The organism is Clostridium porci, assembly GCF_009696375.1.
Taxonomy (GTDB): Bacteria; Bacillota; Clostridia; order Lachnospirales; family Lachnospiraceae; genus Enterocloster; species Enterocloster porci.
Map to the genome: position 1 here is coordinate 1 of NZ_VUMD01000023.1, position 22,310 is coordinate 22,310.

Consider the following 22,310-nt stretch of genomic DNA (forward strand, 5'->3'; position numbering starts at 1 on the left):
AAGAACCCCGGATAACTACTATGTAGATGCCAATGGAGTTTGGAAGCCAGAATCCTAAAACGAGGTAAGTATACGAAAAAGAGGCAATCAATGCTGACCGGGGAATGCCGCGTAAAGCGGCATTCCCCGATTTCCTGCATGGAGCGCAAGATGGGGAAGAATAGAGTAAGTGTTTTCAAAACTCTTATGTATCAGGTTGCCGGATAACATAAGACTCGCACATTGAAAAATTCATAGCGTAATGCCAAATACAAATCTTTTCTATGAGAAGTAGTAGAAACGGTAGTAAATACTGGTGTTAGTATATAAGTTTGGACAGAAAAAGTTGGACCATCTATAATAGCAAAGGAGATCTTCAACATGGCGAAAAACCAAAAATCGTATACTCCGGAGTTCAAACAGCAACATCACCTACATCCACGAGCTGAAAGAAGGGTGGACGTATCTGGCATCCGTAATGGATTTGTACAGTCGTAAGATTATAGGTTATGCCTACGGCACTTCCATGCCTACAGAACTGGAATTGGAAGCAATTAAAAACGCTTGTCTGAATGTCAAACATACAGAAGGAATTATCCTACATTCAGATTTAGGCAGCCAATATACTAGTAACCTATTTGAGGGATTTTTGGCTGGAAAAGGAATTCTCAAATAAATATAAAAACAATCAAAAAAGTAGTTTTTAAAAAGTCCACACAATTCCATTAGGGAAAGTATGGACTTTTTTGCCCCCCAATATAATTTTTATATAGGAACAAATAACAGACATAAGAAGGATTCTCTCTTAAGTTTATGATGTTGCACTTAGCTGGTGGTCTTGACTAGATCCGTCCTGTACAAATCAAATCAACTTCTTAAGCAGCTAAACAGAAAGACATGGCTTTAAGAGCCAAAAGTAAAAAATCTGTTCCCAAACAAAAAGGCAGCTAATAAGACCTACATAGCGCTTCAAATAAGCCTTGTTTTGTAACATCCCACTTAAAAGATAAGTTTATAAATATTATAAATTCTGTCCGTCGGAAATCCTTTCTTCCATATGCAGGTGCTTATTGGTCTTTACTACATATGTGATGGAGTCGCAGCGGATCAGAGTAGAGGAATAGTGAACAGGAAGACCGTTCTGATCATAAGCTGTTTTTTCGATATAGAAAAGAGGATCTCCGATCACACACTTTAGCAGCGCGGCATTAGCGCCATCTGCGGAGATTCCGTTGATCTCCATGGTGGATGATGTAATTTCCACCCCATAGTCTTCTTTAAAAATATGGTAGAGCGGCTTTCCGGTAACGGCTTTTTGTATGAAGCCGGGGAATCTTTCTTCCGAAACATAGATGGTATCGGTTCCGATTGGCCTGGAATCCGCCCACATCAGGCGTTCTACACAGAAGAGCGGGTTGCCTTCTTCAATCTCCAGACACTCTGATAATTTAGAATCAGAGGGTATGCTTTTGACTGCCAATACGTTTTGTTTAGCAGAGTGGCCCATGGACGAGAGGGAATCGGCAAAGCCCTTGGATTCGGAAAGATTCACTTTATCTTTTCGGGGAAGGACAAAGGTGCCTTTTCCCTGGACTTTCTGTACCATCCCATCCTGGGAAAGCTTATCCATGGCCTTTCGTATGGTGATTTTGCTTACATTGTATTTCTGGCTGAGTTCCACCTCTGTGGGAAGCTTATCGCCGGCTTTATAGATGTGGGTCTGGATATCGTTTCGGATGGCGGCGTCAATCTGAAGATACAGAGGTTTTGCGCTTTTTGAATTCATAATCAGGAATCTCCTTTGGGCTTTTATTATATCACATATTATCATGATAGGCAATTTTGTAATTTTATTGGTTTTTTTTCAGAAAGTGCTTGCTTTTTGGTAATATATAATTATAATAAAATATATAAAGTTATATAATGATATATAATCAATAATGGGAAAGGAGATAAGATATGAGAAAAGAGCATTTTGACCAGATCGGCCGTGCGGTAGAGGCACTGAAGAAGAAAGGTGGAGTGAATGTTTGCTATTTTGTAGCCTGTGGAGGTTCACAGGCAGTGTTGATGGCAGGGCAATACATATTTGATAAAGAAACCAAAGTACCCAGCCATGTGTACACGGCCAACGAATTTGTGTATGATACGCCGGAGAGTTTGAATGAAAATTCTCTGGTTATCTCCTGTTCACATTCCGGAAATACACCGGAGACGGTGGAGGCTACCAGATTGGCTAGAGAGAGAGGGGCAATGACCATTGCTTTGTCAAATTCGGAAGAGTCGGAACTTTGGAATGCGGCGGAGTATCCGGTTCACTATGACTGGGGAAAGGAGGTCAGCGACAGCGATAAAAATAAGGGGATTCTGTACGGATTGCTGTTCAGTCTTTTAAAGGTTCTTGAGCCGAAGGAAAAGTGGGATGTATGTCTGAGAGAGCTGGATAAGCTCACGGAGCTTTCTGAGAAGGCCAAAACACAGTATCAGGAACAGGCCAAGCAGTGGGCAAAGGAGAATAAGCGTGAGAAGCTGATCTACACCATCGGAAGTGGGATAAATTACGGAGAGGTATATTCTACAGCTATGTGCTGGTTTATGGAAATGCAGTGGATTCATTCCGGGTGCATCCACTCAGGCGATTATTTCCACGGACCCTTTGAAGTAACAGATTACGATGTTCCCTTCCTTCTGGTGAAGAGCATCGGCAATACCCGGTTTTTGGATCAGAGGGTAGAGAATTTCAGCGCCAAGTACAGCAGAAAAATGCTGATCCTGGATCAGAAGGAGCTGCCGCTGGACAACGTGGCCCAGGAGGCAAAGCCTTATTTGGCTGCGATCCTGTCTGGCGTGGTTATCCGGGTGTTTGTGGAGGCTATTGCCTTTGAGAGAGGACATTCTTTGGATGTACGCCGCTATATGTGGCATATGGAATATTAATAGATGTATAGGAGGAAAGCCGGGATGTCTTTACGGTTGGTGATCTTTGATGTGGACGGACTGCTGCTGGATACGGAGCGGGTGTGGAAGTGTGCGTGGCAGGAGACAACCGGCTTCCTTCATCTGCAGATTGCTCCGGAACAGTTTGACAGGCTGATTGGAAGAAATGGACAGGATTATCAGGACAGACTGAAGGATATACTCAAGGATCAGTGCGGTGTGGAAGAATTTATGAATGAAATGCGCCGCATAGGAATGGAGAAGCTAAAAACAGAGCTTCGTCTGAAACCGGGGGCGGTGGAGCTCCTGAAATATCTGTCCGGTGCAGGAATAGAGAGGGCGATTGCCACTGCGACTGAAAGAAATCTGACAGAAGAACGGCTGCGGAGAATGGGAGTGGATTCTTATTTTCAATGTGTGTGCTGCGGAGATGAGATACGCCGCAGAAAGCCGTTTCCAGATATTTATCTGAAGGTGCTGGAGATGACGGGATGTCCCCCAAAGAGAGCCCTGGTGCTGGAGGATTCTCCTGTAGGGGTAGAGGCTGCTTACCGCGCCGGGATTCCCTGCATTATGATTCCAGATGTGATAAAGCCGGGGCCGGATGAGAGAGGCAGAGCGGAGTGTATTTTGAATTCTTTGTTTGAAGCGAAGAAAAAGATTGAAGAGAAGCTTCACGCGGAAAATGTTGTGCAATAGTGTTTGAAGGGTAACTCCGAAACATCCGGATTTTGGGAGGTGAAGCATGGAAGAAAGGGATTTTGGCGTATTGTTGCTCACCCATGGCGAGCTGGCAAAAGGTTACGAGAGCGCTCTGAAGCTGGCTTTAAACATGGAAGAATCACAGCTTGATATATTATGTCTGAAGGAGGGAGAAGGACTGGACGAGTTTGGAGACAGAATTGAGGCTGTGCTTGATGAAAAATACAGGGATGAATGTGTGGTCATTCTGTTGGATTTGCCGGGAGGAACACCGGCTAATATTGCTCTTCGGTTTATGTCTGAGTCCAGAAAGTTAATTGCAGGGATTAATCTGGTGATTGCGCTGGAGGTTATGATTGAGAAATTGAACCATACATTATGGGAAGACCTGAACCTGGATAGAATTGTAGAGGATGGAAAGAACAGCATTGTTTACTATAATAGGCTAGTGAAGAAGGGATAGATTCTTATGATAAAGCTGGTGCGTGTAGACCACAGACTGCTTCATGGACAGGTGGTATTTTCCTGGACCAGGCAGATGGATATTAACCATATTATTGTAGCGGATGATAAGGTGCCTAACGATCCCATTGGAAAGATGGCGCTGTCCATTGCTAAACCGGTGGGATGTACGCTGGATATCATCCCCTTTTCCAAGTTGGCGCAGGCAGTGGAACAGAACAAAAATAAAAACATTATGGTTATCGTGAAGGGGCCCCAGGAAGCCAGGATGCTTTGTGAGATTCTTCCGGAGATAAAGGAGATTAACTATGGAGGCGTGGCAAAAAAACAGAATTCCAGGGAATATGGAAAGGCAGTTTATCTGAATGAAGAGGAGCTGAAGGAGACCAGAGAGATTCTGTCCAGGGGAGTACGGATCTACATTCAGCAGGTGCCTACCGCTTCTGTGGAGCATCCTGATTTTTCTAAATAGGCTGCGTTTGTAATGGAAGGAGGATAATCGTGTTAGTAAAGGCAATCTTGTTAGGGCTGGTTGGAGTGATCGGTGTGATCGACTCACGGCTGATTGGACGTCAGAATATCGGCCGTCCTCTTATCTTAAGTACGTTGTCCGGTCTTGTTTTGGGCGATTTGAGGATGGGAATCACCCTTGGAGCAAGTCTGGAGCTGATTTCAATGGGGTTTGTGGCAATTGGAGCGGCAGGACCGCCAAATATGCAGTTTGGCAGCATTATTGCCACGGCCTTTGTCTGCTTGTCCGGAGCTTCTGCGGAGGCGGCTTTGACGATTGCCATCCCCGTAGCTGTAATCGGAGAGTTCATGAGCGCGATCATGCGTATCGTCGTGGCCCAGTTTTCTCATGTGGCAGATGCAGCGATCGAAGGAGGCAATTACCGCAGGGCAAAAAATATTCATATCTGGTGGTCCTTCATACTGAATGCGCTGATTTATTTTATCCCCATTTTCCTTACAGTTTATCTGGGTACGGGAATTGTGGAGGTAATTGTAAATGCCATTCCAGAGGTAATCTCAAATGGACTGACGGTGGCCGGAAATCTGCTTTCTGCTTTGGGCTTTGCTATGCTTTTGAGCACCATGATCTCTAAGAAGCTATTCCCCTATTTCCTGTTCGGCTTTTTGGTGGTGGCATATTCCGGTCTGGATTTGATCGGACTGACGATGTTTGCATGTATTCTGGCCTTTATCTTAGATAAGGTTTCTTATGGCAGAAGGGAGGGAATGAAGAATGGAATATAATGAGCAGGCGCATCAGGACGCGCTGATCACCAAAAAGGATCTGCGAAGCTTGTATCTACGTTCCTGGACCATCATGTGCTCCTGGAATTATGAGCGGCAGATGCATATGGGATTTATGTTCGGCATGGCTCCAATTTTGGACAAGCTGTACAAAAATAAGCCGGAAGAAAAGAAAGCGGCTTACCGCCGCCATATGGAGTTTTTTAACTGTACTCCGCAGATGACCGGCTTTATCATGGGACTGGCGGCTTCCATGGAGGAGCAGAATGTGAAATCGGAGGACGGTTCTTTCCAGGCGGATTCCATTTCCATGGTAAAAACCAGTTTGATGGGACCGTTTTCAGGAATTGGTGACAGCTTTTTTCAGGGGACTTTAAGAATCATTACCTTTGGAATCGGCCTGTCATTTGCGCAGCAGGGAAGTGTTCTGGGACCGATCCTGGCGGTGCTGTTGTTTGCGATTCCGTCAATTTTGTTCGGTTACTACGGAACGGTTCTGGGATACGAGTCGGGTAATAAATATCTGACAAAGCTGTATCAGGAAGGGATTATGGATCGGGTGATGCAGTTTGCGTCCATTGTCGGTCTGGCGGTTGTGGGAGGAATGGTAGCCAGTATGGTGAGCATCACAACTCCGCTGACCTTTACCACAGGAGGTACTGAACTTGTACTTCAGGATATGCTTGATTCCATAATTCCCAAGCTGCTGCCTCTTGTATTTACTTTGGGTATCTACGGACTGATTCAGAAAAAAGTCAATACCAATGTGCTTCTTCTTGGCATTGTTATCTGCGGTATCATTCTGGGAGCCCTAGGAATTCTTTAAGAAATGAGGGCGTCTGTACGGCGTAACGGTGAACATTGGCGGTTCTGGCGCCCATCGTGTTCGTAGTTTTTGGTATAACAGGCGGAAAATGGCTGGAATCCCTTGCTTTGGCGGCAGAGGCTGATGAGAAATTTTACCAAGATAGAGATGCATGCTCTGAAGGTGACAATATGCAATACCACATTGTCCCCTCAGAGCATTGTGATATTTTAAACAAACGGAACGCGGACAGCCATCACGCTCGATCCCACTGTATGGAAAAACGTATCTGACTGGCACGCATAAAGGAACGTGTATACTCTACATAATGATCGTCAGAATCCTGGCCTGTAAACTCAAAAAAGTAAAGGGGCTCCTCCTTTGAAACCTCCAGAAGCTTTGCCTCCCGGTCATTGGCTGGCATCATAATTAGCCGGCGATTTATTGATTCTGGATCATGCCCGGCGGATTTCATATACCCATATAATGAGATGTATGTAAAGTCCATAGATGTAATATCAGGGAAATATTTGAGCGGCAAATAGGTGTATTCCAGGGCTACCGGTATGGAACCGGAATATCGTATGCGGTGGAGCAGCAGCACATGCTCGCCGCTTTGCAGGCGCAGATGGCTGGTGGCCGGCTCCATTGCCTCGATTACATTACAGAAAAGCACTTTATTTTTGGGAATTTGTCCGGTGAGACGAACCAGTTCGCTCATGGCTTTTTTCTGTGTAGAAGTCTCGCCCAGGGAAAGGCGGGTGTCAGATTTACGTACAAAGGTACCGCGGCTAGGCTCGGATATCAGCAAACCATCCCTTACAAGCGAAGCAATGGCCTTTTTGACGGTCATACGGTTTGTATTATAAAGGCGGGCCATTTCCCGTTCACTGGGAATCATCTCGCCAGGCAGATACTCTCCTGATTCAATCATAGATGTAATTTTATCACAAATCTGCATATATAAAGGATTGACTGTGTTCATTACCAACCTCCAAATTCTACTTTTTCCTGTATATAAAGAATGTTCTGTATCAACACGCATTGCCCTTTCTGGTTGTAGCCATAAACTCTGTGAAATACCATGGGTGAATGGACGGGAACTCCTAAGAGCGTGTGTTCTGTTTCGGATGCCTTAAAGGAGGAAATGTGTTCCTGGCCGTGAGTGATGTCCTGATGATGCCGGTGGTACAGCTCAAACAGGGTTTGATCCTGTAGATCCTGAAAATCAAGGCTTTCCACACAGCTGGAAGGAATCAGAGAAGTAATGATGCCATAAGGAGATTGCTCCTTGGTTTGCAAGCCGATTACACGGAATCCGGTATTGTCAGAAAAGGGAAACTTATTCATAACTGAATTGTCAAATTCTGTTTCCAGGATATTAAGAAGCAGGGTACGGCAGGATCTAAATTGCCTAGTATCAAAGTGGGAGATATCTTTGCCAAGGGAAATAAAAATTCGCTTATCGGCAATGTAGTAGCCGCTGCTTTTTTTAACGGTCAGAATCCCTTCATTTTTAAGGCGTTGCAGGGACGACCGAAGCGTAAGCCGCTGGACTCCAAAGTGTTCGCTGAGATCTCGTTCACTGGGAAGGCGATCTCCTGGTCTGAGATTTTGTTCTTGTATATATTGCTTTAATTGATGTTCTAAAATCAAATCTTTTGTAATCATCTTAAATATACCCCCTTTTTCCATTATAACATATTTTTATATCAAAAAGCAACCGGTTTACATGTAGAATCAATGGATTTTCCAATTTAAAATACAGAATTAATGGGAATTTTAGAAAAAATTACAATCAGATGGGAGTGAAAAAGAAAAAAATAAAGAACCACTTGACAACTGGTTTTAATGTGGTATAATAAAATTACGAACCGGTCGAAACGGATTTGCAAATCATTTGAGGGGAGTTTGAAATAAAAAAATAGTTTTGAATTGGTTAAGATGAAAGGCAAAGGAGATACGTATTATGGTGGAATTTGATGAGGCCGCATTTTTAAGGGACGGACAGAAAGCATATGGATGCAGGCAGCGGATTGAAGAAGTGGCTGATGAAGTTACGAAAAAAGGATACAATAAGATAGTCTTAACAGGCATCGGAGGCACTACTTTTGAGATGATGTCTGTAGAGGACATTATCAGAAGGTATTCCAATGTGCCTGTTGTAAATCTGAATGCTGCCGAAGGGATGATTGACAAGCCTTCCTATATTAATGAAAGAACTCTGGTTGTGACAGGTTCCAAGTCGGGAGATACTAAGGAAACTGTGGAAATCTGCCGTTGGTGCAAGGAGCAGGGAGCTACCGTAGTGGTGTTTACAGGAAAAGCGGATTGTCCGCTGGCAGAGACGGCAAGCGAACTGATTCTGTGTGACGCGCCAGGTATGGAGAATACATATTTAAAGTTTTACTTGTTTGCCCTGTGTTTGCTTTATAGAAGGGGAGATTTTCCCAGTTATCCGAAATTTGCAGAGCAGATGGCTGTTCTTCATAAAAATATAACCTCATGGAAAAAGCAGTTTGAGGATAAGGCCCACGAGCTATCAGTGAAATATGCGCAGGAGCCTTATCAGATCTGGGTTGGATCTGGAATTTTATGGGGCGAGATCAATATGTTTACCATGTGTATTCTGGAGGAAATGCAGTGGATGAGAACAAGAGCCGTTACCTCGTCTATGTTTTTCCACGGTACGCTGGAGCTGGTGGATAAAGATGTTTTGGTCTATCTAGTAAAAGGCGAGGATCAGTACCGTCCTCTGGACGAAAGAGCGGAAGCCTTCCTTAAAAAGTATACGGACAAGCTGGTTGTGATTGACACGGCTGACTATAAGCTGGATGGGATCGATGATGAGTTCCGCATAATCTTATCTCCGATTATGTTCAATTCAATTACCAGGGGACGTCTGGCATACCACTTTGAGAAGCAGACGGGTCACGACCTGGAGTTCCGCCGTTACTACAGACAGTTTGCTTATTAAGCTTCAGAAGATGGAGGGGGAGCCATGAAGCAGATCTTAATTGCATCTCACGGGCATTTTGCCAGTGGGGTGAAATCTACAATCGATTTGATTTTCGGAGAGAGGGAGGATATCACGGCGATCGACTGCTATACGGATGATGAGCAGCCAAAGGATAAGATTGAAACATATCTTGGCACGCTAAAGCCTGAGGATGCTCTGATTATCTGCACTGATATAGCTGGAGGAAGCGTGAACCAGTTGATGGTACAGTATCTTTCACGGCCCAATACATATCTGATTGCGGGCGTTAATGTAGCGTTTATGGTAGAGCTTTCCATGGCGCCGGATATGCCGTCCAGGGAAGAACTGAAAGCTATGATTGAGAGAGGAAGAAATCAGTTGATGTATGCCGGCGAGACCTTATCGGCAGAGGATGATTTTGATTTATAGAAAAGGAGAAGGCGATGTTATGATACAGATGATTCGAGTTGATGACAGACTGCTTCATGGGCAGGTAGCGTATAGCTGGAAATCGGCATTAAATTACCAGGCAATCGTCATTGCCTGCGATGAGGCGGCTGACGATAATGTACGGAAAATGGCGCTAAAGCTGTGCGCGCCGGACGGGGTGAAGCTGGCAGTGCGCAGGGTAGAAGAGGCAGCTGAGATGCTGAATAATCCCAAGCTGGACAATTTGAAGGTATTTGTAATTTGCGCCAATCCATCAGATGTGGTGCGGCTGGTTGGAATGCTGAAGGAAAAACCGGTAATTAATCTGGGAGGTATGCAAAAGAGAGAGGGAACCTTTAATTTTGCAAAAGCAGTATTTGTAAATGATCAGGATCTGGAAGCGCTGGATCAGCTGCATACAGAGGGCTTTCAGATTGAAGTTCGCCAGGTGCCGTCTTACCAGCCGGTTCCATATGAAAGCCTTAGAAAAAAAGCAGACAGATAGTGAGGGGCTATAAAAGATGCGTGACGCATTTATGGTAGGACTGGTACTGGCGGCTGTGTGGTTTGTGGAAAAATGTCTTACTACGCCTATGGTATTTCGCCCGATAGTAGTAGGTCCTCTGGTAGGGCTGGTGCTGGGTGATGTAAAGATGGGAATCCTTTGCGGAGCCACATTGGAAACGGTATTTATGGGAGCGATTCAGGTAGGATCTGCAGTACCTCCGGATCCAATGATCGGTGCAGGCGTTGGTACGGCGCTGGCGATATTAAGCGGAGGCGGCCCCATTGTTGCCTTTACACTGGGCTTTCCCATTGCTATATTTGGACAGTCTATTAAGGTCGTCTGCTTTATCATTCGTTCCTGGTATATGGGAAGCGCCTGCAAGTACGCACGAAATGTGGAGCTTGGGAAAATGCAGCTGTTAAACTGGGCCGGCTTGTTTCTGCAGTGCGCCATCTACGGCTTGGTCGGATTCTCAACCGTTTACTTCGGAGCCTCCGCGGTGGAGGGATTTATTAATTCCATTCCGGCCTCTATTATGAACGGACTGAATGTAGCAGGCGGTTTGCTTCCTGCCGTTGGATTTGCGCTTCTGGTACAGCCCATGATGAATAAGAACAATATTATTTACTTTATTCTTGGCTTTATCTGTGTGGCATTTCTGAAGCTTCCGGCAATCGGAGTTACGGCTTTTGGCATTGTGCTGGCTTATATTATCGTATTTGAAAAGACAGGCGGCAATGGTGGCTCTGGTACGGTGGAAGCTGTATCTGAAAAAGAACATGATGATTGGGAGGAACTGTTTGATGAGTAAGAGAGAGCTTACAAAAGAAGACAAGCATATGCTGAGAGGTATGTTCCTCTATTCCTTTGAGATGGAACACAGCTATAACTATGAGCGCCAGCAGGGGCTGGGATATTCCCTTGCAATGTGGCCGGCGATCAAGAGATTTTATAAGAGCAAGGAGGAGCAGGGAGAAGCGCTGGAACGCCATATGGCAGTGTTTAATGCAACACCTCACATTGAAACGCTGATTATGGGAATTTCTGCGGCAATGGAACGGGAAGCCAGTGAAAATCAGGATTTTGATAAGTCCTCTATTAACTCGGTAAAAATTGGCCTGATGGGCCCCTTCTCCGGTATTGGAGATTCCATTTTTTGGGGAACGCTGCGTATCATAGCCACCGGAATCGGCTTGTCTTTAGCAAGCCAGGGCAATATCCTTGGTCCTATCTTGTTTTTGCTTATTTTTAATATTCCTCATCTGATTATTAAATACCTTTGTACCTTCTGGGGATACCAGTTTGGTACGGATCTGATGGGCAATGCCAGAAGCTCCGGGCTTCTGGACAAAATCTCACGGGCCGCTACGATTGTAGGGCTTATGGTAGTAGGTGCCATGAGCGCAGATATGGTTAAGCTGAGCTTTGCATATGAATTTACGATTAAGGAAAATGTGTTTGCTTTGCAGAGCTATATCGACCAGATCTTCCCTCTGCTGCTTCCTCTGTGCTATACTCTGTTTATGTTTTATCTGCTGACAAAGAAAGTGAAACCTACCACACTGCTTTTGGCTTCCATTGCCATTGCGGTTTTGGGCTCTGTTGCAGGACTTTTATAAAGGAGAAAATAATGGCTTCTGTTTTAGATTGTATTGAACGGATTCCTGGAAAATTAAATCAACTGGCAGGGAGTGTTGAAATGGTTTTTGAAAGCCTTCGCTGGCAGACCGAAGGAAATAGGATAGAATCGCTGGTGTTTATCGCCAGCGGCTCGTCCTATAATGCTGCTTTTGCTGCAAAGGGCTTTCTGGAAAGGGAGTGCGGACTTCACGCAGAATTTTATTACCCAAATGTATTTTTGAATTCTGAAACAATCTGGGATTCCAAGGCACTGTATGTATTTATTTCCCAGGGCGGCTCTACAAGGATGGTCTACCTGAGCGCTCAAAAGGCAAAGGAAGCAGGGGCCTTGACCTGTGCCATTACGGCTGATCCGTCAGGGAGTCCCATTGGAACGCTGTGTCATATCAGTATTTCCATGGGCTGCGGAAAAGAGGAGTTTTTATACCGGACGCTGGGCTATTCCTGTACGGCGGCTGATGTATGCTTTTTGGGGCTTTCGATAGCGAACAAGAGGGAACATTATACAGAGGAGCTTAGACGGGCGGCGGCGAATTTGCCCATGGTTGAAGCAGCGGCGGTTAAATGGTATCAGCAGCACAGGTTCTCTCTGCTAAGAAGAAATAAGGCAATGCTGGCCGGGAGCGGAGAGCTCTGGGCGGTAGCTCAGGAGGCGGATATCAAGCTGATGGAAATGGTTCCCATGATGACCAGAAGCTATGAGCTGGAGGAATTTATTCATGGGCCGCAGAACTGCTTTGCAGATGATATGCTGTTTTTTGTGCTTGCTAAGGAGGGAGAGGATGATGAGAAAGCGCATAAAATCGCCCGGTTCCTGAAGCAGGAGATCGGATTTTGTGCTCTGGTAGGAGATGCGGGAATGGATGAGCGGGATCTTAGTTTTCAGCCAGCCAGCCGCTTCTTCCGTTTCCTTGAGTATATTACCGTGTTCCAGGTGATCGCGTATCGGATGGCAGAGGATCGGGGAAGAGACCTTACACGGGGAGTCAATGCCCAGATCAACCAATATATCACAAAAGTATTATAGGATAATCTCAACACGGTTTCAGCTGGCTTTATAGCTGCTGGTATCGTGTTTTTTATATGGAGTTTTTGTAAAAACTTGAACGGCAGGATGGAAAGCCTCTCAAAAGCCTGTTTGTGAAAAATGATGGACACCCTCTTGCTTTCCGTATATGATAGTAACGAAACGAGATAGCGCTGCCGGATATTTCCGGCACAGAAAGAAGGAAATGTAAACATATGTTATATCAGATAAAAGACGGAACAGTGACGGAGGGAGGAGCTCTGATCCTGTCCCATATATTCTTTGATATAAGGGGCAATGAAAAGATAGCGGTTGTGGGAAGAAACGGAGCAGGCAAAACTACCCTGCTAAGGCTGATAGCGGGAGAACTTACCTTAGACCGAGATGACAAGCGGAGCGGTCCGGGCATTCTGTGTTCAAGGCAGATAACAGTAGGCATGCTGCATCAGCAGGTGTGTTTGAATGATTCCCGAAAGGTAGAAGATCTTTTGCTGGAGCAATTCCCTTTTAAAAACGTTTTTGAAGGTGAACGGTTTGCGCATGAGCGGGAAATTGACCTATTGTTTACTGGCATGGGATTTGAAAAAAGGGATAAGGAAAAGAAAATAGAAGAACTTTCAGGAGGGGAACAGACAAAGCTTGCTCTAATCCGCCTCCTGCTAAAAAAGCCAGATATTCTGCTGCTGGACGAGCCAACGAATCACCTGGACGTATCTGCCTGCCAATGGCTGGAGCAATATCTGAACGCTTATCCTGGAGCGGTTGTGACGGTGTCCCATGACCGGTTCTTTCTGGATCAGGTGGCAGATGTAGTTTACGAGCTGTCTGATAGGATTCTGGTACGTTATCCTGGAACTTATTCCCAATACCGGAAGGATAAGCTAAAAGGATATCAGCTTCAAAAAAAGGCTTACCGGCGGCAGCAGGAGGAGATAGTCAGATTGGAAAGGCTGGTGGAGCGTTTTAAGAATAAGCCGGCGAAGGCATCCTTTGCCAGATCAAAACGAAAGGCTATCCAGCGGATGAAACGGGTTGACCAGCCCAGGGAAGATGAAGCGCACATATTTACAGGTGCCATAGAACCGCTGATACCAGGAGGCAAGTGGGTATTTACTTCGGAACATTTAAAAATCGGATATGACAAAGCTCTTGTGGAACTTACGCTGCGCATTCGCCGGGGACAGAAGATTGCCGTTCTGGGAGCCAACGGGGCTGGAAAAACTGCCTTTTTAAAAACAGTGGCAGGGCTGATCCGTCCTCTGAGTGGAAGCTATTCGCTGGGAAGTCATACAACCATCGGCTATTTTGACCAGCAGAGTGCGGGGATTCAATCCCAGAAGTCCGTGCTAGCCCATTTTACCTCTGTTTTTCCGGGGATGAGTCAGAAGGAAGCAAGGACGATTCTGGGAGCCTATCTCTTTGGAGGACGGGAAGCGCAAAAGGATGTGAATGTCCTGTCTGGCGGGGAGAAAGCCCGTCTGGTTCTCTGTGAAATCCTTCAAAGCAGACCGAATTTCATAATACTGGACGAACCCACGAACCATATGGATATTCAGGCCAAGGAAACTTTGGAGTCAGCCTTTCAGGCATATAAAGGAACCCTTCTATTTGTATCTCATGACAGGTATTTTATCCGTCAGGTGGCAGATGCGATTCTGATTTTTGAGAATCAGTCAGTGTTTTACTATCCTTTCGGCTATGAACATTATCTGGAGAGAAAAAAACGGCAGGAGTCCGGTATTCCTCTTACAGCTCAGAGGATGGCGCAAGAACAGGCATTAATTGAGAGCTTCAGAGCCGTACCTGGAGCAGAACGTCATTGCCTGAGAGAATGCTCCACAGAGACGGCATACAGAGATTGGAAGCTGCGTCTGGCCGGAGAGCGGCTGGAAGAGCTTAGGCTTAAGGTGGAAGTTTTGTATGAGAAAATAGACAGGCTTCTTAAGTCCCGTCAGGCAGAGGAAGGCTTTTGGCTAGGGGAAAGCTGGAAGGAGGAAGCGTCCTACAGGGAGATGGCAGAATACTATGAGAAAGCTTGGGAAGCTTGGAATCAGGGGTGTCTGGAATGGTACGAAGAAGCGCAGGAAGCAGGTCTGATAGAAAGCTGGCCGCAACCAGGACTTGCTAAAGTCCAAAATGAGATATCTGGATAAGTCTGGAAGCCGTTGCAAAGGACTTTATTTTATGGTAGAATAGCCAAAAGACTTGGGAAAGGAGTCTGAATTGAACGTAAACCATCTTATTATCAGTATAGCGGTTATTATCCTGCTGTGGAGCGCAGGCATGTTTGCGCTGAACAAAATCTTCGGCATGATTCTGAAACGGAAGGAACAGATCCATATTAAGTTTTTAAGAAGCATATCCAAGGTTATTCTGTCTGTCATAGCCTGCATTTCTGTCAGCGGCCTGTTTACGACTACCAAGGCTCTGAGCGCGACCCTTCTGACCAGCTCGTCATTGCTGGTAGCGATTGTGGGTTTTGCTGCTCAGCAGGTGCTGGCGGATGTAATCAGCGGAGTGATGCTTAGCTGGTCCAGACCCTTTAATCTGGGGGAGAAGGTGAACATAAGCACTCTTGGAATATCGGGAATTGTAGAAGACCTGACTGTGCGCCATACGGTGATTAGAACTTATCATAACAGCCGTATGATTATTCCCAACAGCGTCATCAATAAAGCCATTGTAGAAAACAGCAACTATAACAATGACTATATTGGAAATTATATGGAAATATCCATAAGCTACGAAAGCGATCTGGATAAGGCCATTGAGGTGATGCGTGAGACCATTGAAAGCTACCCTCTGGTTGTGGATGTTCGTCAGGATAAGGAAACAGGTAATAAGGTCAATGTGTCTGTAAAGGAGCTGGGAGCCAGCGGAATCGTACTGAAATCCACTGTGTGGACGAAGAACATAGATGATAATTTTACTGCATGCAGTGACATCCGCAGGCTGCTCAAGCGAAACTTTGAAGCGGAGGGGATTTCTATCCCCTATCCACATGTGCATGTGGTGGAAGATAAGCCGGAAGATTAAAGGGGTATTTAATACATAGATAGGAAAACCGTTTCATAATGTTTGAAAATGTACGAAAAAGAGGGAAAATATAAAAAATTTAATTTTCTTTGCAAATTGGGCTATCTATGATATAATAACGAAAGAATAACGAACGATATCACTGCAAGGAGAAAAAGCTTTATGAACATGAATCGGGTATTCTTAAAATTAAGCGGTGAAGCCCTGGCAGGCCCTAAGAAAGCTGGCTTTGATGAAGCTACGGTAAAGGAAGTGGCCCGTCAGGTAAAGCTGGCTGTTGACGCAGGCATACAGGTAGGCGTGGTCATCGGAGGAGGTAATTTCTGGAGAGGCCGCACAAGCGAGGCCATTGACCGGACAAAAGCAGATCAGATTGGCATGCTGGCCACTGTTATGAACTGCATTTATGTATCAGAGCTTTTCCGCAGCGCAGGCATGACGACCCAGATCTTGACCCCATTTGACTGCGGTTCCATGACAAAGCTTTTTTCCAAGGATCGCGCTAATAAATACTTTGAAAAAGGGATGGTGGTGTTTTTTGCAGGCGGTACGGGACACCCCTATTTCTCGACTGACACAGGCATTGCCCTGCGTGCGATTGAGATGGATGCAGATTGCATTCTTCTGGCAAAAGCCATTGATGGGGTGTATGACAGTGATCCGAAGCTGAATCCGGCTGCTAAGAAGTACGACACCATTTCCATTCAGGAGGTTATCAGCAAGCAGCTTGCTGTAGTGGATTTAACTGCTTCCATTATGTGTATGGAGCACCGGATGCCTATGGCTGTATTCAGCCTGAACGAACCGGACGGAATCGCAAACGCTATGCAGGGACGTATAAATGGCACGATTGTAACGGCCTGAATTTCAAAAAGAACGAATTAAGCAGCTAGGCATGGCTGAAACTTGCTGCATAAACAGGAGGGACTTATGGAAGAATTAAACGTATATGAGGAGAAAATGAATAAGACTTTAGATGTGCTGCTGTCTGATTTTGGCACAATCCGTGCCGGACGCGCAAATCCCCATGTATTGGATAAGATTAAGGTGGATTATTATGGAACTCCGACACCGTTGCAGCAGGTAGGCAACGTATCGGTGCCTGAGGCACGTATGATTGTGATTCAGCCTTGGGAGAAGAGCCTTCTTAAGCCAATCGAGAAAGCCATTCTTACCTCTGAGCTGGGCATTAACCCTACCAACGATGGCAACTGTGTTCGTCTGGTATTTCCGGAGATGACAGAGGAGCGCAGAAAGGAAGTTAGCAAGGACGTTAAGAAGAAGGGTGAGGGCGCAAAGGTAGCTCTTCGAAATATCCGCCGTGACGCCAACGAAGCATTTAAGAAGATGGAGAAGTCAGGGGATATGTCTGAGGACGATCTGAAGGAGGCAACTGAGAAGATTCAGAAGCTTACGGATAAGATGGTAGAGAAGATTGACAAGGCCGTGGAGGAGAAAACCAGGGAGATCATGACCGTTTAAGTCTAAGGCGGAAAAATAAATATGGGAGGCAGGAGGGACTCCTGCCTCCCATATTTGTTAAGCGGGATACATAGGAAAGGCGGGAAAGTATGGCGTTGGATGAAATGATGAGAATACCGGAGCATGTGGCTTTGATATTGGACGGCAATGGAAGATGGGCTAAGAAGAGGGGGCTGCCCCGTACCATGGGCCATAAGGAAGGCTGTGCTACAGTGGAGAAAACCGTTGAAATTGCGGCCAGGATGGGTATCCGTTATCTGACTGTCTATGGCTTCTCTACAGAAAACTGGAAGCGTTCCGAGCAGGAGGTTGGAGCTTTGATGCAGCTCTTTCGTTACTATATGGTTCGTCTGCTTAAAATTGCTTCCGCCAATAATGTTCGTGTAAGGATGATTGGAGACAGGGCACGCTTTGACCGGGATATTGTGGAGGGCATTAACCGGCTGGAGGTGCAGACGAAGGACAATACAGGGCTTACCTTTGTGATTGCGGTAAATTATGGCGGAAGGGATGAGATACGAAGAGCTGCCTCAAAGCTTGCAAAGGACTGTGTGGAGGGCAGAGTATTGCCGGAGCAGATAGATGAAGCTGTATTTAGCTCTTATCTGGATACGGCTGAAATTCCGGACCCGGATCTGCTAATCAGAACCAGCGGAGAGCTTCGCCTTTCCAACTATCTTCTGTGGCAGCTGGCTTATACGGAGATTGTGGTGACAGACTGTCTGTGGCCAGATTTTTGCCAGGAGGAATTGGAAAAGGCGATTGTGCAATATAATAAAAGAGACCGGCGGTTTGGCGGAGTAAAATAGGGGAGGAAAAGGCCATGTTTACGACCCGATTAATAAGCGGTATTATTCTGGTTCTTCTGTCCGTTGTGATTGTAGGGCAGGGAGGCGTCCTCCTCTTTGGAGTTACGGCTCTCATATCACTTGCCGGCCTTTTTGAGCTGTACCGGGTGCTGGGAATCCACAAGCGGTTTCTGGCTATCGTAGGCTATGCTACCGCTGTTTCCTACTACGGGATTTTGTGGTGTGAAGGGCAGCGGTATATAACTTTGATGGTGATTGGGTCTCTGATGACGCTAATGGCCCTTTATGTTTTTACATTTCCGGAATACAAGACAGAGGAAATAACAGGCGCCTTTTTTGGCGTATGCTATGTGCCTGTGATGCTTTCGTATCTGTATCAGACAAGAGCCATGAATGACGGAGCCTATGTGGTTTGGCTGATTTTTCTAAGCTCCTGGGGTTGTGATACCTGCGCCTATTGCAGCGGGATGCTTTTTGGTAAGCATAAGCTGGCTCCTGTTTTAAGTCCTAAGAAGTCCATTGAGGGAGCAGTGGGAGGCGTGGCGGGCGCCGCTTTCCTGGGCTTTATCTATGCGTCCCTGTTTGGAGGAGGCATGACAGAGATTGACAGACCCCATATGGTCTGCGCCGCCGCCTGCGCCATTGCGGCAGTGATATCCCAGATCGGAGATTTGGCAGCCTCAGCCATCAAGCGGAATCACAAGGTAAAGGATTATGGACACCTGATACCTGGTCATGGCGGTATTCTGGATCGGTTTGACAGCATGATATTTACAGCTCCGGCTGTCTATTTTGCGCTGACATTTTTAAAATAAACAACAGGAAAAGAGTATTTCTTCAGGATAGGGAGAATATAAGTTATGAGAAAGAAAATCGCGATATTGGGTTCCACCGGTTCTATTGGAACACAGGCTCTGGATGTTGTACGGTATCATAAAGATATCCAGGTGACTGCTCTGGCAGCAGGGGGGAATGCTAAAAGGCTGGAGGAGCAGATACGAGAATTTAAGCCAAAGCTGGCCTGCCTGTGGAGGGAGGATAAGGCTAAGGAGCTTAAAGCGGCAGTGGCAGATTTGGATGTGAGAGTAGTATGGGGCATGGAGGGCCTGATAGAGGCTGCGGCCGGTACGGATGCAGAGCTGGTGGTTACGGCTGTTGTGGGGATGATTGGAATCCGGCCTACAATCGCCGCGATGGAGGCAGGAAAGGATATCGCTCTGGCCAACAAGGAGACGTTGGTTACGGCGGGGCATATTATTATGCCCTTAGCCAAAGAAAAGGGAGTGAGGATTCTCCCTGTGGATTCTGAGCATTCCGCAATCTTCCAGTGTATTCAGGGCTCCGGCGGCAACCGGCTTTGCAGGATACTGCTTACTGCGTCAGGAGGCCCTTTCAGAGGATGGACCAGAGAGCAGATGGAAAAGGTGAGGCCGGAGGACGCCTTAAAGCATCCGAACTGGGCTATGGGACAGAAGATTACCATTGATTCCTCCACCATGGTGAATAAAGGTCTGGAGGTTATGGAGGCTCGCTGGCTTTTTGACGTAGAAATGGATCAGATCCAGGTGGTTGTCCAGCCTGATAGCGTGATTCATTCTATGGTGGAGTATGAGGACGGGGCCGTTATGGCTCAGCTGGGAACTCCGGATATGAGGCTTCCTATCCAATATGCTCTCTATTATCCGGAACGGCGTTTCCTTCCAGGGGCCAGACTGGATTTTGCGGCTCTGACTCAGCTTTCCTTTGAGACGCCGGATATGGAAAATTTCAGAGGGCTTGGACTGGCTTACGAGGCAGGGCGGAGGGGAGGAAGCCTGCCAGCTGTGTTTAACGCGGCCAATGAAAAGGCAGTTGCGATGTTTTTAAGGGGCCAGATCGGCTACCTCTCTATTATGTCTCTCATTGAGGGGGCCATGGAGCGGCACCGTATCATTCAGAATCCGGCAGTGGATCAGATTCTGGAGGCGGAGCAGGAGGCATATGAGTATATTGACAGCCAGGTAAATTCCGGGAAATAGAATCTCAGTGAAAAACAGGATTCCAGGGCAGAGAATGTCCTGAGAAAAAAAGAAAGGTTAGAGAGATAAGTGAGCATAGTGATAGCAGTGCTGATACTTGGATTCATTATAATGATTCATGAATTCGGCCATTTTTTATTTGCAAAGTTAAATGGAATAAGAGTGCTGGAATTTTCTCTGGGCATGGGGCCCAGGCTGTTTTGCTTTGAAAGGGGAGGTACCCGCTATTCCTTTAAAATACTGCCCTTTGGCGGTTCCTGCTCCATGCTGGGAGAGGATGAAGCATGCAAGGAAGACGGAGCCTTTGGCAGCAAATCTGTGTGGGCCAGAATCTCTGTGGTTGCGGCTGGCCCTGTATTTAATTTTATACTGGCATTTTTTCTTGCCATGATATTAATCGGAGTAAATGGTCATGGAGGGACAGTGCTCCAGGGCGTGAGAGACGGATATCCGGCCCAGGGGGCAGGGCTTAAGGCTGGGGATGAGATTGTTAAACTGAACGGCAGAAGGGTTCATTCCTTTCGGGATGTGAATTGGTACCTATTTACCCACCCTCAGGATACCGTAAGGGTTACTGCCAGAAGAACCGATGGAGCGGGAAATAGGGAAACCATTATAAAAGAGATCGCTCCCGTTTATTCTCAGGATAGCGGCTACTATATGCTGGGAGTTGAATTTGACGGAACCAGCTATCCTGTTAAGAATCCGCTTCAGCTTATGGCTTACAGCGCCTATGAGGTTCAGTTCTGGATTCACTATGTGTTTGACACCTTCCGCATGATGTTCAACGGCATGGTGTCTGTGAACGATATCAGCGGTCCTGTTGGAATTGTGGGCGCCATTGATTCCACTGTGGAGGAAACGGTTCCCTATGGCCCTTCAGCCGTCATACTGACCCTTATAAATCTTATGGTTCTTTTGAGCTCCAACCTGGGAGTGATGAATCTCCTTCCGATTCCGGCCCTGGACGGAGGAAGGCTGGTGTTTCTTTTCTTGGAGGCTGTGCGGAGAAAGCCGGTGGATCGAGAGAAGGAAGGAATGGTTCATATGGCGGGAATGATGGTTCTGCTGGGCCTTATGGTACTGCTTTTATTTAACGATGTGCGAAAAATATTTGGTTAAGGAGACAGCTATGTCCAGGATGGATACAAAGAAGATAAGCATAGGGGGCAGGACGATCGGGGGAGGAAGCCCCATACTGATTCAGTCTATGTGCAATACAAAGACGGAGGATGTAAAGGGAACAGTAGCCCAGATACACCGGCTGGAGCAGGCGGGCTGCGATATCGTCCGTGTGGCTGTGCCTACTATGGAGGCAGCCCGTTCCTTAAGGGAAATTAAGAGGGAAATTCATATTCCTCTTGTGGCCGACATCCATTTTGACTATCGGCTTGCCATATCAGCCGTGGAAAACGGCGCTGATAAGATTCGCATTAACCCAGGTAATATTGGCTCCCAAGATCGGGTAAAGGCAGTGGTGGATAAGGCAAAGGAATATGGGATTCCCATTCGTGTGGGAGTAAACAGCGGTTCTCTGGAAAAACAGCTTTTGGAGAAGTACGGAGGCGTTACGGCAGAGGGGCTGGTGGAGAGTGCGCTGGGTAAGACGGCGCTCATAGAGGATATGGGATATGATAATCTGGTTATCAGCATCAAATCCTCGGATGTGCTGATGTGTATTAAGGCCCACGAGCTGATTGCCAGGAGGACTTCCTATCCCCTTCATGTGGGAATTACAGAGGCAGGTACTGTAACTGCAGGCAATATCAAATCCTCTGTGGGGTTGGGGGTGATTCTCTATCAGGGAATCGGGGATACCATTCGAGTATCTCTTACAGGAGATCCGGTGGAGGAGATAAAAACAGCGAAGCTGGTGCTTAAAACTCTGGGCCTGCGAACCGGCGGTGTGGAGGTGGTTTCCTGCCCCACCTGCGGACGTACCAGCATCGACCTAATCAGTCTGGCGAACCAGGTGGAAACCATGGCGGCGGAATTCGATAATCTGGATATCAAGGTGGCGGTGATGGGGTGTGTGGTCAACGGGCCGGGGGAGGCAAAAGAGGCGGATATCGGTATTGCGGGAGGAAAAGGCGAGGGACTTTTGATAAAAAAAGGGAAGGTTATAAGGAAGGTCCCTGAGGCAGAGCTTTTAAATGCTTTGAGACAGGAGCTGCTCTCTATGGGCGGCAGTCTTTAATCGGCGCAGTCAAATTTCAGCTTACGAGAGAAAGAAGCAGG

General features: G+C 46.5%; 24 protein-coding genes and 1 pseudogene. 22 read left to right on the forward strand and 3 right to left on the reverse strand.

The window, feature by feature from the left end:
- Window positions 1-403: 403 nt before the first annotated feature.
- Window positions 404-655 (forward strand): annotated as a pseudogene (locus tag FYJ39_RS17955) (DDE-type integrase/transposase/recombinase); the annotation flags it as partial.
- 345 nt (window positions 656-1,000) lie between these two features.
- Here the strand turns inward: FYJ39_RS17955 and FYJ39_RS17960 are convergent.
- Window positions 1,001-1,765, reverse strand: a complete 765-nt coding sequence (locus tag FYJ39_RS17960) for a GntR family transcriptional regulator (RefSeq protein WP_154473782.1) — start codon at window positions 1,763-1,765, stop codon at window positions 1,001-1,003.
- A 173-nt stretch (window positions 1,766-1,938) separates the two neighbouring features.
- Between FYJ39_RS17960 and FYJ39_RS17965 the strand changes: the two genes are divergently transcribed.
- The 6 genes from FYJ39_RS17965 to FYJ39_RS17990 are packed head-to-tail and all read left to right on the forward strand — an operon-like array spanning window position 1,939 to window position 6,163.
- Complete coding sequence (locus FYJ39_RS17965) at window positions 1,939-2,916, forward strand: SIS domain-containing protein (protein WP_154473783.1); 978 nt, start codon at window positions 1,939-1,941, stop codon at window positions 2,914-2,916.
- Between the two features lie 24 nt (window positions 2,917-2,940).
- Window positions 2,941-3,615, forward strand: coding sequence for an HAD family hydrolase (locus tag FYJ39_RS17970; protein WP_154473784.1), 675 nt, complete (start codon window positions 2,941-2,943; stop codon window positions 3,613-3,615).
- Window positions 3,616-3,661: 46 nt separating this feature from the next.
- Entirely contained in the window at window positions 3,662-4,081 is a 420-nt protein-coding gene (locus FYJ39_RS17975) for a PTS sugar transporter subunit IIA (RefSeq protein ID WP_154473785.1), read from the forward strand.
- 6 nt (window positions 4,082-4,087) lie between these two features.
- The gene (locus FYJ39_RS17980; RefSeq protein WP_154473786.1) at window positions 4,088-4,552 is read left to right on the forward strand and encodes a PTS sugar transporter subunit IIB; all 465 of its coding nucleotides are present in this window, start codon (window positions 4,088-4,090) and stop codon (window positions 4,550-4,552) included.
- Between the two features lie 29 nt (window positions 4,553-4,581).
- Entirely contained in the window at window positions 4,582-5,337 is a 756-nt protein-coding gene (locus tag FYJ39_RS17985; protein WP_287847809.1) for a PTS mannose/fructose/sorbose/N-acetylgalactosamine transporter subunit IIC, read from the forward strand.
- Window positions 5,327-6,163 carry a PTS system mannose/fructose/sorbose family transporter subunit IID gene (locus tag FYJ39_RS17990; protein ID WP_154473787.1) on the forward strand — a complete coding sequence of 279 codons (837 nt, stop codon included), beginning with the start codon at window positions 5,327-5,329 and terminating at the stop codon, window positions 6,161-6,163. The genes FYJ39_RS17985 and FYJ39_RS17990 overlap by 11 nt, the downstream gene beginning before the upstream one ends.
- A gap of 235 nt (window positions 6,164-6,398) precedes the next feature.
- Here the strand turns inward: FYJ39_RS17990 and FYJ39_RS17995 are convergent, their stop codons facing one another.
- Together FYJ39_RS17995 and FYJ39_RS18000 are read right to left on the reverse strand one after the other, a co-directional pair.
- A complete protein-coding gene (locus FYJ39_RS17995) occupies window positions 6,399-7,127 on the reverse strand; it encodes a GntR family transcriptional regulator (protein WP_178257987.1) in 729 nt (242 codons plus the stop codon).
- Window positions 7,127-7,813 carry a GntR family transcriptional regulator gene (locus FYJ39_RS18000; protein WP_178257988.1) on the reverse strand — a complete coding sequence of 229 codons (687 nt, stop codon included), beginning with the start codon at window positions 7,811-7,813 and terminating at the stop codon, window positions 7,127-7,129. The genes FYJ39_RS17995 and FYJ39_RS18000 overlap by 1 nt, the downstream gene beginning before the upstream one ends.
- Window positions 7,814-8,111: 298 nt before the next feature.
- Here FYJ39_RS18000 and FYJ39_RS18005 point away from each other — a divergent pair, with 298 nt between their 5' ends.
- The 15 genes from FYJ39_RS18005 to ispG all read left to right on the forward strand — a co-directional run bounded on the left by FYJ39_RS18005 (window position 8,112) and on the right by ispG (window position 22,269).
- On the forward strand, window positions 8,112-9,119 hold the full coding sequence (locus tag FYJ39_RS18005; protein WP_154473790.1) for an SIS domain-containing protein: 1,008 nt from the start codon (window positions 8,112-8,114) through the stop codon (window positions 9,117-9,119).
- Window positions 9,120-9,143: 24 nt separating this feature from the next.
- A complete protein-coding gene (locus FYJ39_RS18010) occupies window positions 9,144-9,551 on the forward strand; it encodes a PTS sugar transporter subunit IIA (RefSeq protein ID WP_154473791.1) in 408 nt (135 codons plus the stop codon).
- 19 nt (window positions 9,552-9,570) lie between these two features.
- Window positions 9,571-10,056 carry a PTS system mannose/fructose/N-acetylgalactosamine-transporter subunit IIB gene (locus tag FYJ39_RS18015; RefSeq protein ID WP_154473792.1) on the forward strand — a complete coding sequence of 162 codons (486 nt, stop codon included), beginning with the start codon at window positions 9,571-9,573 and terminating at the stop codon, window positions 10,054-10,056.
- Window positions 10,057-10,072: 16 nt separating this feature from the next.
- Window positions 10,073-10,870 carry a PTS mannose/fructose/sorbose/N-acetylgalactosamine transporter subunit IIC gene (locus FYJ39_RS18020; RefSeq protein ID WP_154473793.1) on the forward strand — a complete coding sequence of 266 codons (798 nt, stop codon included), beginning with the start codon at window positions 10,073-10,075 and terminating at the stop codon, window positions 10,868-10,870.
- Window positions 10,863-11,678 carry a PTS system mannose/fructose/sorbose family transporter subunit IID gene (locus FYJ39_RS18025; RefSeq protein ID WP_154473794.1) on the forward strand — a complete coding sequence of 272 codons (816 nt, stop codon included), beginning with the start codon at window positions 10,863-10,865 and terminating at the stop codon, window positions 11,676-11,678. Before FYJ39_RS18020 ends, FYJ39_RS18025 begins: the two co-directional genes overlap by 8 nt.
- A gap of 11 nt (window positions 11,679-11,689) precedes the next feature.
- Window positions 11,690-12,727: an SIS domain-containing protein gene (locus FYJ39_RS18030; RefSeq protein ID WP_154473795.1), complete on the forward strand. Its 1,038-nt coding sequence runs from the start codon at window positions 11,690-11,692 to the stop codon at window positions 12,725-12,727.
- Window positions 12,728-12,942: 215 nt separating this feature from the next.
- Window positions 12,943-14,880: an ABC-F family ATP-binding cassette domain-containing protein gene (locus tag FYJ39_RS18035; protein WP_154473796.1), complete on the forward strand. Its 1,938-nt coding sequence runs from the start codon at window positions 12,943-12,945 to the stop codon at window positions 14,878-14,880.
- 70 nt (window positions 14,881-14,950) lie between these two features.
- A complete protein-coding gene (locus FYJ39_RS18040) occupies window positions 14,951-15,763 on the forward strand; it encodes a mechanosensitive ion channel family protein (RefSeq protein WP_353847310.1) in 813 nt (270 codons plus the stop codon).
- Window positions 15,764-15,925: 162 nt separating this feature from the next.
- Window positions 15,926-16,627 carry a UMP kinase gene (gene pyrH / locus FYJ39_RS18045; RefSeq protein WP_154473797.1) on the forward strand — a complete coding sequence of 234 codons (702 nt, stop codon included), beginning with the start codon at window positions 15,926-15,928 and terminating at the stop codon, window positions 16,625-16,627.
- A gap of 66 nt (window positions 16,628-16,693) precedes the next feature.
- A complete protein-coding gene (frr, locus tag FYJ39_RS18050) occupies window positions 16,694-17,245 on the forward strand; it encodes a ribosome recycling factor (RefSeq protein WP_154473798.1) in 552 nt (183 codons plus the stop codon).
- Window positions 17,246-17,334: 89 nt separating this feature from the next.
- Window positions 17,335-18,054: an isoprenyl transferase gene (locus FYJ39_RS18055; protein ID WP_154473799.1), complete on the forward strand. Its 720-nt coding sequence runs from the start codon at window positions 17,335-17,337 to the stop codon at window positions 18,052-18,054.
- A 14-nt stretch (window positions 18,055-18,068) separates the two neighbouring features.
- Window positions 18,069-18,869 (forward strand): phosphatidate cytidylyltransferase, encoded by an 801-nt coding sequence (locus FYJ39_RS18060; RefSeq protein WP_154473800.1) that lies wholly within the window; start codon window positions 18,069-18,071, stop codon window positions 18,867-18,869.
- Window positions 18,870-18,914: 45 nt separating this feature from the next.
- A complete protein-coding gene (locus FYJ39_RS18065) occupies window positions 18,915-20,072 on the forward strand; it encodes a 1-deoxy-D-xylulose-5-phosphate reductoisomerase (RefSeq protein WP_154473801.1) in 1,158 nt (385 codons plus the stop codon).
- Window positions 20,073-20,141: 69 nt separating this feature from the next.
- Window positions 20,142-21,194, forward strand: a complete 1,053-nt coding sequence (locus FYJ39_RS18070) for a M50 family metallopeptidase (protein WP_178257995.1) — start codon at window positions 20,142-20,144, stop codon at window positions 21,192-21,194.
- Between the two features lie 10 nt (window positions 21,195-21,204).
- Window positions 21,205-22,269 (forward strand): flavodoxin-dependent (E)-4-hydroxy-3-methylbut-2-enyl-diphosphate synthase, encoded by a 1,065-nt coding sequence (gene ispG / locus FYJ39_RS18075; RefSeq protein ID WP_154473802.1) that lies wholly within the window; start codon window positions 21,205-21,207, stop codon window positions 22,267-22,269.
- Window positions 22,270-22,310: the final 41 nt, after the last annotated feature.